Source organism: Cupriavidus sp. 05N40 (genome assembly GCF_056397305.1).
The window spans coordinates 1-10,249 of record NZ_JBFTND010000240.1 but is presented as its reverse complement, the minus strand read 5'-3'; the positions used below and the strand labels follow the sequence as shown (position 1 = coordinate 10,249).

The window sequence follows — 10,249 nt, the reverse complement described above, 5'->3', positions numbered from 1 at the left end:
GGCCTGCGGTTCAGGCCGCGCGCAGGGCGGCCTGTCCTGCATTCTGTTTCGCGGCATAGGCCAGCGCGGCCTCGCGCACCCAGGCGCCTTCGTCGTGCGCCTTCACGCGGGTGGCGAGGCGCTCCTTGTTGCAGGGGCCGTCACCGTTGATGACGCGCCAGAATTCGTCCCAGTCCAGCGGGCTGTAGTCGTGGCGGCCGCGCTCGGCGTTCCATCGCAGGCCCGGGTCGGGCAGCGTCACGCCCMGCACCTTGGCCTGCGCGACGGCGGCGTCGACGAATTTCTGGCGCAGGTCGTCATTGGAGATGCGCTTGATGCCCCAGGCCATGGTCTGGGCGCTGTTGGTGGATGCCGCATCGGGCGGCCCGAACATCATCAGCACCGGGAGCCACCAGCGGTCCACCGCGTCCTGCACCATCTCGCGCTGGGCGTCGGTGCCGCCCATCATCGCCAGCAGCGCGTCGAAACCCTGGCGCTGGTGGAAGGATTCTTCCTTGCAGATGCGGATCATGGCGCGCGCGTAGGGGCCATAGGAGCAGCGGCAAAGCGGGATCTGGTTCATGATCGCCGCGCCATCGACCAGCCAGCCGATCACGCCGACGTCGGCCCAGGTCAGGGTGGGGTAGTTGAAGATCGAGGAATACTTGGCACGGCCCGCGTGCAGCGCGTCGACCAGGTCGTCGCGCGAAGCGTCCAGCGTTTCCGCCGCCGAATAGAGATAGAGGCCGTGGCCGCCTTCGTCCTGCACTTTCGCCAGCAGGATGGCCTTGCGCTTGAGCGACGGAGCCCGGCTGATCCAGTTGCCTTCGGGCTGCATGCCGATGATCTCGGAATGCGCGTGCTGGGAGATCTGCCGCACCAGGGTCTTGCGGTAGGCCTCGGGCATCCAGTCCTGCGGCTCGATCTTGGCATCGGCCGCGATGCGGGTGTCGAAGGCTTCCTGCCTGGCCGCGTCCGGGGCGGCGCGCAGTCCGTCAGGCGTGGCCTGTGCGTTTACGCCGCCGGGAAGATCCAGACTCTGGGTGTACATAACGCCTCCTTTGACGGGGCCGCGCGTTTGTTGCTTTCATGGATTGGCAGCGGGTAGGAGCATTATATATAAACCGACTGGTCGGTCACTTTATCTGGGAATGGTGTTTTCCCGAGGCCCAGCGCGGCCGGCGTTTCACGTGAAGCACCGGCCGCAAGCACGCATATCTAGCCGCGCGGGTGAGCTTCTGGCAGGGCGGCAAGCGCAGCGCCAAGTTCGTCGAGCGGGCCGTTCCAGTCGCGCATCGCGGCCTGCCGGAACAGGCGCATGCCTGGGTACCAAGGCGAGTCCTTGCGCTCGAGCAGCCAGCGCCAGTCGGGCGAGAACGGCAGCAGCAGCCAGACCGGCTTGCCGAGCGCGCCGGCCAGGTGGGCGACGGCGGTGTCCACGCTGATGACCAGATCGAGGTTGTCGATCAGGGCGGCGGTGTCGGCGAAGCTGGCGATCTCGCCGGATACGTCCATGAGCTGCGGCAGGCTTTCAAGCGTGGCGCTGTCGGCGGCGCGCACGTCCTTTTGCAGCGAGACGAAGCTCGCATCGGCCGCGAGCAGGGGGCGCAGCTGGTCCAGCGCCAGCGAGCGGTTGCGGTCGTTGCGGTGCCAGGTGCTGCCGGACCAGACCAGGCCGATGCGTGGCCGGCGGCCGGCGGCGGAGTCCGCCTCCAGCCGGGCGCGCCAGGCTGCGCTGAGCGCGGGGTCGGCGTTGAGGTAAGGCGCGGGCGGAATGGTCGCCAGGCTGGTGCGGAAGGCCAGCGGCAGGCTCATCAAGGGGCAATGGCAGTCGAAGGCAGGCAGCTGGTCGCCTTCGGCGATCAGCTCCGCGACGCCGGGCAGGCCCTGCAGCAGCGGCACCAGCGCGGGCTGCACCTGCAGGATGACGCGCGCGCCCATGGCCGCGACGGCCGGCACGTAGCGGGCGAACTGGATGGTGTCGCCGAATCCCTGTTCGTTATGCAGCACGATGGTCTTGCCGGCCAGGCTGCCTTCGCCCAGCCAGGGCTTGCCCGGCAGGCGGTGCGCGGGCGTGCCGTCCAGCCAGCGCCATTCGTATTCGCGCCAGCCGTGATCGAAGACCCCCATCAGCAGATTGGTCTGGGCGCGGTTGCAACGCGCCAGCGCGTCGTTTGCGTCCAGCGTGACGGCCTTCTTGAAGTGGCGCATGGCTTCGTCGAAACGATGCAGGTCGCGCAGCGCCACGCCCAGGTTGACGTACCCGCCGGCGAAGTTGGGCCGCAGCTGGATGGCGCGCTGGTAGCAGTCGATCTCGTCGGCGAAGCGGTCGAGCTCGCTCAGCGCCTTGCCCTTGTTGTAGAGCGCTTCGAAGCTTCCCGGGCGCAGCTTCAGCGCGGCGTCGAACGCGGCGATGGCCGCAGATGCGTTGCCGGATGCCGCGAGCGACAGGCCGAGATCGTGGTGGGCTTCGAAAAAATAGCTGCGCAATGCCACTGCTTGCGAGAAGGCAGCGATCGCCGCCTCGTGTTCGCCCAGTTTCTGGCGCGCCACCGCCAGGTTGTAGTAGAGCTCCGGCGAGCCCGCACCCGCCTGCGCGGCGCTGTCGAGATGCGCCGCCGCGGCCCGGAAATCTCCCTGGTTGCCTGCGGCCAGCCCCAGCAGTTCCAGGGCGCCGCCGTGCCCGGGTTCCTGCGCAAGCAGGGCTTCGAGCGCCGCGCGGGCGCCGGCGAAATCACCCGCGGCGAGACGCTGGCGGGCTTGGTTGATGACTTGAGTCTGATCCATTGACAAACGCTGTGGCCGTGCGGCGTCGGGAAATCATGGCCGCGCCGGCAGTCTAAATATGGAGGCCGCTTCGCTACTGGCTTCGCCACGCCGGCTTCGCGCATGTGCCTTGACGCAGGGCAGTGCGCGAAGTCGGGCACGGGCGAATGATGATCGCAGCGGCCGGTGCAAGATCTTGTGCAAGGAGGCAATTATGCAATGCAGTCCCCATGACGGGCTTTTCGGCCCGTGCCTGCGCCACCGATTCGGCTGGCTGGCATTGTGGATATTGCTGGCCGCGCTGTCGCTCCTGCCCCAGGCCGCCAGCGCCAACAACGAGTTCGGTACCGTGCGGCAGGCGTTTGCCCGGCAGGTGCCGCACCGCCTCGAGCTGCCGGCCGCGCAGGCGCAACGGTATGCCGGCCTGCTGTCCTCGGCGCTGCAGGCTGTGGGGCACGACGCCGACGCCGGCGACTGGGTGGTGCTGGTCGACCGCAACCCGCGCGTACAGGCTGCCATGCTGTTCGCCCGGTCCGATGGCGATGCGCCCTGGCGGTGGGTGGGTTCGGCACCCACCTCGACCGGCAAGCCGGGCACCTTCGATCATTTCATCACGCCGCTCGGCGTGTTCGACCACAGCCTGGAGAACATGGATTTCCGCGCCGAGGGCACCGTCAACGAGAATGGCATCCGCGGCTATGGCGCGCGCGGCATGCGCGTCTATGACTTCGGCTGGGTCGATGCAGAGCGCGGCTGGGGCAAGGGCGGCGAAAGCCAGATGCGCCTGCAGATGCACGCGACCGATCCCGAACATCTCGAAGCGCGCCTCGGGCATCCGGCTTCGAAGGGTTGCGTGCGCATTCCTGCCGCCCTCAACCGGCTGATCGACCGCTTTGGCCTGATCGACGCCGACTACCTCGACGCCGTGGAGCGGGGCGATGCGCTCTGGGTTCTCGCGCCGGATCGCACACCGGTGTCGCGGCCGGGGCGCTATCTGGTGATCGTCGACTCGGGCGCGCGGGATCCGTCCGTCCCGGCAAGTGCAGTACGAGGCGAGTGATATCGCCGGCGGCGGCGTACTGGCGCCGGCGCAAGCGCAAGGCGGCAGCGCGCAGGCGCGCCTATCCTGCGAAGCGGATGTGCCCGCTGCGCAGCACGATCTCCCTGGCCTGGGTCAGTTCGAACAAGTCTTCGGCAATATGTTCGATGCGTTGCCGATGGCTGGTGAACGCACGCACCAGGTCTTCCTCGCGCGGAGAACGGGCGCCAAAGTGCGTCTCGAGCGCCTCGGCGGTAATGGAATACAGCGTGGGCTTGCCGTTCACGGTGGCGGGGCAGGAAAGCGTAAGACTGGCCGCACAGTAGGTGGGAACGCTGCGGGGAAACGAGATCTCGGGCATGGCGTGCCTCACACCGGTCGCTGAGGATGACACCATTCTAGGAGATCGCGCGGCCGAGCGACGCCGTGCGGCGCGTCGCCTTGACCGCCATCAACCGGGATGGGGCAAGTGCTGGCCGGCAACGGCAAGCCCGGCCGTCAACTGGCGCACGCTGGCGAGCGCCTCGTGCGCGGCCTCAGATTGCGCCGCGGCGAACGCGGCCTGCTCGAGCAGGAAGCGGTCCAGCGGTGCGGCGGTTCCGTGGTCCGCGGGACTGGCTAGGGGGCCTGCGCTTTCCCCGGGYCGCGCCGCCAGTGACGAAAGCCGCCCCGCCAGGGCCTGCAGCGTCGCCAGCGTGGCTGGTAGTGGTGCACCGGCGCCGCTCCCGGCAGCCAGCCCGGCGCGCACCACGCCGGCCAGCGCGGCCATGCGGCGTGAGGTGAGGTGAAGCCCGGCGTAGGCCGCAGCCAGTTCCGGCATCAGTTCCGCCTCCGCCTGCTGCAGCGTCAGCTCGGCCCGGGCGGACGCGCGGCCCGCGCCGATGCGCAGTGTTTCCAGGCGGGCCGCGGTCGGCGCGGGCGAGCGCGTGGGCGAAGTCGTGAACGCGCCGGCGCCCGCGAATGCCGCGCGCAGGTACGCGGCATTCGCGGCGAGTGCGTCGACGCCGTGGCGATGCACCCGCGAGAGCTCGGCGCGCGGTGCCAGCACGTAGTAACTGGCCAGCGCGATCAGGCAGCCAAGCGCGGTATCGATGCCGCGCAGCGCGGCGAAGTGGCTGCTGTCCGCCGCCGGGGCGCCCACCCATGAGAACAGGATGACAGCCGGCGTGAGGCAAAGGGCGAACAGCCCCGGGCTTCCGGCGAGCCGCAAGACATAGGCTGCCGCGAGACACGCTGCGCTGATCACCAGCGCCAGCGGCGCCGGCGGGTGGGCGAGGCCGATGGCGCAGGCCAGCAGCGCTCCCGCCAGCGAACCGGCAAAGCGCAGGAAGGAGATCCTGCGTGTGGTCTGCAGTTGCGGACTGAGCACCATGATGACGGTGACCGCTACCCAGTAGCCATGATCCACCCGCCACAGTTGTGCTGGCAGCAGGCTCAGGCTGCCGGCCAGCGCAAGCCGCACCGCATGGCGCGCCACGCGGGCGTCGCGGGCAGTGTGTTCGGCCAGGGCGGCACGCCAGCGCTGCCACCTTTGCCGGAACGTGTGACGCGGCCGGCGGTGCGCGCCATGCCAGGTGGCGAAGGCCGGGTAGCGGGCCAGGGCGCCCACCGCGGACTGGTACACGGCCGGCGCGTCGGCATTGGCCAGGGGCGCATGCAGGCGCCGCAACTCGCGGACCAGTGCGGCGCACAGCGAAGGCAGGTCAGGCGCGGGCCGGGCGAGGGCCTCGTCCACCTGCAAACGCATCTCGGCCACGCAGCGCTGCAGGTACTGGAGCGGCAGCGGGCTGACGTTGCCCTCGCCCGGGTCGCCTGCCGGCGCGCTGTCTGCGCGGCTGCGCAACTCGGCGGCGACGATCAGCAGGGCAAAAATGGCATCGGCCAGGCTGACGATATAGGCATAGCGCATCCGCCCCAGCGGATCGCGCAGGCTGCGGCGCGCGCGCACGGCCAGATGCGCGGCCTCGATCCGCTCGCGGATGTCGCGCTTGCTGGCAGCCGCATCGCCGACCGCTTCAGTGCCGGCCAGCGCCCCGGCAAGACGCGACAAGGCGCCGAACACCGCCATGACTTCCGCGCGCGGGCGCTGGTCGCGCGCGGACGGAATCAGCGCCAGGCTCACCAGGCAGGCAAACACGCCGCCGAGCAGGAATTCCTGGCTACGCTCGAACACGTGTACGGCCAGCGCGGCATCGCCGGCCGGCTGGAGGCATGCGGCGATCAGGATGACGTAGAGCAGCTTGGCGGGCAGGGCCGCGCCGGGCCCACGGGTCTCTGCCAGGCCAGCCGCGAGCCCGGCAATCCCGACCGCGGCGAGCGCCGCCCACGCAGACCCGGCGACGGCCACACCCACCGCGCACGCCACCGTGCCGCCCATGCCGACCGAACCCAGCGCCCTGAGCCGCTCGCCTGCGGTGCCGCCGCGGTCGGCGAGGCAGGTCCAGAGCGAGGCGGTGGCTGCCCACAAGTAGCCCGGCTGATCCGTGAGCCATCCCGCTCCGGCCAGGGCCAGGAACGAGAAAGCGTAGACCAGGCCTCTTTGCAGCATCGAGGCGTCGGGACGGGGCAGGTACGGCACGGAAAACATGTCGACAACTAAGTAAGGACGCCGGCGGATGCAAGCGATGGCTTGACTCTAGATCACCGTATGGTGCGTTGCAACATATCGTGTCATCTCGGGCGATTTGCACTGGGGAGGTGCGCCGCCGCATCGTCCCGGTGCGCGCAATCGCCAACCTGGCACGACGGTGGGGACGGGTTGGTTCCCGGCCGGTAATGCATTGGCGTTTCAGGGGGAAACGCAGGTGCGCGCCGAAAATCGGGCAAAAAAAACCCGCGCAGTTTCGTGCGCGGGCTGGAATCCACCGAGGTGGTGGAGGAGACAGACTCCACTATATACGATTTGTTGCGACGCACCAAGCGTCATATTGGCTGTGCGTGTCTGGCTTCACAAACATGTTGTTTGTGCACAACAAAGTAGCCGTTTACAACATCCGCCTCCACTTTTTCCTGATTTCACGCCCTGATTCCGTCGGCAATTTGCCGATGTGTTCGCGGCGTAGTGGCCGATGGGGGAATGCCCCTAGCGGAAGAACAGGTATGCAATGCCTACCGCGGCGCATAGCCCGGCAAGGTCGGCGAACAGGGCGCAGGCGAGCGCGTGCCGCGTATCGCGAATGTTGACGCTGCCGAAATAAACGGCAAGCACGTAGAAGGTAGTTTCGGTCGAGCCCTGGATGATCGCGGCCAGCTTGCCCTGGAACGAGGCGACGCCATAGGTGCTCATCACATCGATCATCAGGCCGCGCGCGCCGGCGCCGGAGAGGATCTTCATCAGGCCGACCGGCAGGGCCGGCACGAACGCCGTGTCCAGGCCCAGCCAGGCAAAGGCCGCGGTAAGTCCCCGCATCAGCACATCCATGCATCCGGTCACGCGGAACAGGCCGATCGCCACCAGGATTGCCACCAGGTAGGGAATGATCTGCACGGCCACGCCGAAGCCTTCCCTGGCGCCGTCGACGAAGGCGTCGTAGACGTTGATGCCGCGTACGGCGCCGCAGACCAGGAAGACGATGATCAATGTGATGATAAAGCCGCTACCGGCCAGCGCCGTGCCGGTGCTGACCTGCTCCGGCGGGGCATGACGCAGCCACAGGAACAGACCGCCGACCGCGGCCGCCAGCAAGCCCAGGGCGCCCAGCACCGCTGGCTTGAGCAGGTTGAGCCGCTGCGCCCAGGCCACCGCGAGCAGGCCGGCCACGCAGGAAACACAGGTGGCGAGGAGGGTGGGCAGGAAAATGTCGGCTGCGTTGAAGCCGGTCAGGCCCTGCTTGACGGCGATCGCTTGCCGCATCGCGATCACCGAGGTCGGGATCAGGGTCAGCCCGGCCGTGTTCAGGACGATGAACATGATCTGCGCATTGCTGGCCGTATCCGGGCGCGGATTCAACGATTGCAGCTCCCGCATGGCGTTCAGGCCGAGCGGCGTCGCTGCGTTGTCCAGGCCCAGCATATTGGCCGAGACGTTCATCATCATGGCGCCCTGGGCCGGATGGCCCTGCGGGACGCCCGGGAAGAAGTGGCGCAGCAGCGGGTTGACCGCGCGCGCGAAGACATCGACCACGCCGGCACGTTCTCCGATCCGCATGATGCCGAGCCAGAGGCTCATGACGCCAGCCAGCCCCAGGGAGATCTCGAATGCGGTGCGCGCGCTGTCGAACAGGCTCGTCAGCATGGCGGGGAAGACGCTGGTGTCTCCCATGGCCAGGCGGATGCAGGCGACGATGAAGGCAAGCAGGAAGAAGGACAGCCAGACGATATTCAGTGCCATCTGCGCATCGGAGGAGGGCGGGTTTGTGGAAAGTTCGGGCCCACGCATCATAGCGTGCCGGGCGAGCCATCCCGGCCACCGGGTGCTGCAGGGTGTCGCAATTGATCACGGGCAAGGACCGGGTGCGCCGCGGCGCGCAAAAACGGCGTTGCGCCGGTATACAATGCGGACAATATCGCCGCTGCGGCATCCTTTACAGGGCGCGCCGCGGTCCTTGATCCCTTTGACCCGTCCGCGACGGCTCGCATGCGCGGCCAGCCTGGCGACGGTGTCCTGCCGAGCAAAGCCAGAATCTATGTCCGACGCCCCTGGTACCGAACACGCTCACGCCGCTTCGGATTCCGCCGGCACCAGCCTTGGCGCCCAGCATTCGCCCCTGTTCGCCCTCGTCACCGATACCTTGCGGCAGCGCATCCTGGCCGGCGAGTACAACCAGGGTGACCGGCTGGTCGAAAACAAGCTTTCGACCGAACTCGGCGTGTCGCGTATCCCCGTGCGGGAAGCGCTGCGCGCCCTGGCCGCGGAAGGCCTGGTCCGCATCGAGCCGCGGCGCGGGGCTTCGGTGGCAACACTGTCGCCGAATATCGCCAAGGAAATGGTCGAGGTCCGGGCCACTCTGGAAGGGCTCAATGCCAAGCTGGCCGCCCAGCGGCGCGATCCCGGCCTGCTCGCGGAGCTCAACGAGGTCCTGCGCCAGGGGACCGAAGCGGCTGCCAGCGGCCGGTCCGAGCGCTTTGTCGAACTGAACTCCCACTTTCACGAGGTGCTTGGCAATATCGCCGCCAACAGCGTGCTCCAGGACATGGTGCGGACGCTGCGGGAGCGTACGGGTTTGCTGTTTGCGCCGGCCAATGTGACGCGTGCCCGCCAGAACTGGGAAGAACACGCGCAGATCCTTCAGGCCGTCATTGCCGGGGATGCCGATCTTGCGGCCCTGCTGGCGACCCGGCATGTCTATAGCGCGGCGAAGGCCGCGGAAGAGCTGGCGCAGGCGGAGAGCGGCGCACCTGACGTGGCCGGGGAGCGCACCGCCACCAGCCCGGCGAAGCGCAGCGGTCGCGTAGCGAGCGCCAGCTAGTCCCGGCTTGGTGGAGGATCTCGGCGCTTCCGGTATACGATATGCCGGATGCGGCACGAGCAGGCGGCCGGGCGCGAAGAGTGGTCCAGCCCTTGATTTCATTGTGCTATTGGCTGCCGGGATGCACCAGAACGGAGCCGTTGCCTGCCCCGTCATGACGCAGCGCACCAAATTTGGTATACTGTCAATCCTGATGAACCACAATAGGGATTGACCATGAGCTACCCGACGCCCTCCTATTTCCGGCAGTCGGTCGGAGAGCAGTTGCTGGCCCACTATGCCAGGCGCGACGCCGTGCGCCATTGCACGCCGCTGCTCCCCATTCAGTGGAGCGCGCTGCGCACGCTGTTCCGCCGGCAGTGCGCCGGCAGCCACAAGACGATCTGACTCGTCCCGCGCTTGGCGGCTACGCCATGGCCGCCCCTCTCTTTTCCAGCAGCGACCGCAATATCGAGCGGTGGCAGCGGCTTTCTTGCTCGCAGTAGCATCCAAGCGAAAAATTTGTCTGCCGTGACAGCGCGGCCAGCAGGTCCAGCGTCCGGCTAGCCTCGGGGCGGGCCATTTCCGCGCGAAAGTGCTTTTCGAACGCGCGCCAGGCCTTGTCGTCGCCGTCTGCCTGGATGGCTAGCGCCTGGGCAACGAGGTCCGCCGACGGCGAAAGCTCCGGGTACCAGACATCGTAGTAGTCGCGCGATGCGAACTCCGCCTTGGGTACGCCTCGGGGTGGCCGGCGCACGGTGCCAATCCGAAGTCCTTCGTCAGGCGCGCGTGGCGAGCCCAGTTTCACGATACGGATCGTCATTGCTGCATCTCCTTATATATAGAAGCACTGCGAACGTGAGTTGCGGCATCCCTGGGGGTGCCCCGACAGCACGATTCTGACTCGGTGCAGGGCCGCCGTGTGCCTTGAGAAATACTTTTTGCGCCGCAAGAAAATGATTTCAGAAAAGGCTTGCCAGGACCGTGGGCGGGCCTTAATATTCGCTCCCTCGCAACACGAAGCGCGGCTGCAAAGCAGACGGGACAAGGGTTGCGGGGTGAACGGGTGAGGTTGGCG

At 67.8% G+C, this 10,249-nt stretch carries 9 protein-coding genes; 3 read left to right on the top strand and 6 right to left on the bottom strand.

Going from position 1 to position 10,249, the window contains the following annotated elements; genetic code table 11:
* Positions 1-10: 10 nt before the first annotated feature.
* Both paaA and AC1DO7_RS35630 read right to left on the bottom strand, forming a co-directional pair.
* Positions 11-1,030, bottom strand: coding sequence for a 1,2-phenylacetyl-CoA epoxidase subunit PaaA (gene paaA, locus AC1DO7_RS35635; RefSeq protein WP_477117195.1), 1,020 nt, complete (start codon positions 1,028-1,030; stop codon positions 11-13).
* Positions 1,031-1,197: 167 nt separating this feature from the next.
* A complete protein-coding gene (locus tag AC1DO7_RS35630) occupies positions 1,198-2,766 on the bottom strand; it encodes a glycosyltransferase family 9 protein (protein ID WP_441613036.1) in 1,569 nt (522 codons plus the stop codon).
* A gap of 193 nt (positions 2,767-2,959) precedes the next feature.
* Between AC1DO7_RS35630 and AC1DO7_RS35625 the strand changes: the two genes are divergently transcribed.
* Positions 2,960-3,805 (top strand): L,D-transpeptidase, encoded by an 846-nt coding sequence (locus AC1DO7_RS35625; protein WP_441613037.1) that lies wholly within the window; start codon positions 2,960-2,962, stop codon positions 3,803-3,805.
* A 61-nt stretch (positions 3,806-3,866) separates the two neighbouring features.
* Here the strand turns inward: AC1DO7_RS35625 and AC1DO7_RS35620 are convergent, their stop codons facing one another.
* From AC1DO7_RS35620 to AC1DO7_RS35610, 3 genes are all read right to left on the bottom strand, one after another.
* Entirely contained in the window at positions 3,867-4,145 is a 279-nt protein-coding gene (locus tag AC1DO7_RS35620; RefSeq protein WP_441613038.1) for a DUF1488 family protein, read from the bottom strand.
* A gap of 90 nt (positions 4,146-4,235) precedes the next feature.
* Positions 4,236-6,371, bottom strand: coding sequence for an FUSC family protein (locus AC1DO7_RS35615; protein WP_441613039.1), 2,136 nt, complete (start codon positions 6,369-6,371; stop codon positions 4,236-4,238).
* Between the two features lie 495 nt (positions 6,372-6,866).
* The gene (locus AC1DO7_RS35610) at positions 6,867-8,114 is read right to left on the bottom strand and encodes a nucleoside recognition domain-containing protein (RefSeq protein WP_441613040.1); all 1,248 of its coding nucleotides are present in this window, start codon (positions 8,112-8,114) and stop codon (positions 6,867-6,869) included.
* A 295-nt stretch (positions 8,115-8,409) separates the two neighbouring features.
* On the opposite strand from AC1DO7_RS35610, the gene AC1DO7_RS35605 reads away from it, so the two are divergent.
* Complete coding sequence (locus AC1DO7_RS35605) at positions 8,410-9,192, top strand: GntR family transcriptional regulator (protein WP_441613041.1); 783 nt, start codon at positions 8,410-8,412, stop codon at positions 9,190-9,192.
* A 216-nt stretch (positions 9,193-9,408) separates the two neighbouring features.
* Positions 9,409-9,579, top strand: coding sequence for a hypothetical protein (locus AC1DO7_RS35600; RefSeq protein WP_441613042.1), 171 nt, complete (start codon positions 9,409-9,411; stop codon positions 9,577-9,579).
* A 19-nt stretch (positions 9,580-9,598) separates the two neighbouring features.
* Here AC1DO7_RS35600 and AC1DO7_RS35595 read toward each other — a convergent pair whose 3' ends face one another.
* Positions 9,599-9,994 carry a DUF488 domain-containing protein gene (locus AC1DO7_RS35595; protein WP_441613043.1) on the bottom strand — a complete coding sequence of 132 codons (396 nt, stop codon included), beginning with the start codon at positions 9,992-9,994 and terminating at the stop codon, positions 9,599-9,601.
* Between the last annotated feature and the right edge of the window lie 255 nt (positions 9,995-10,249).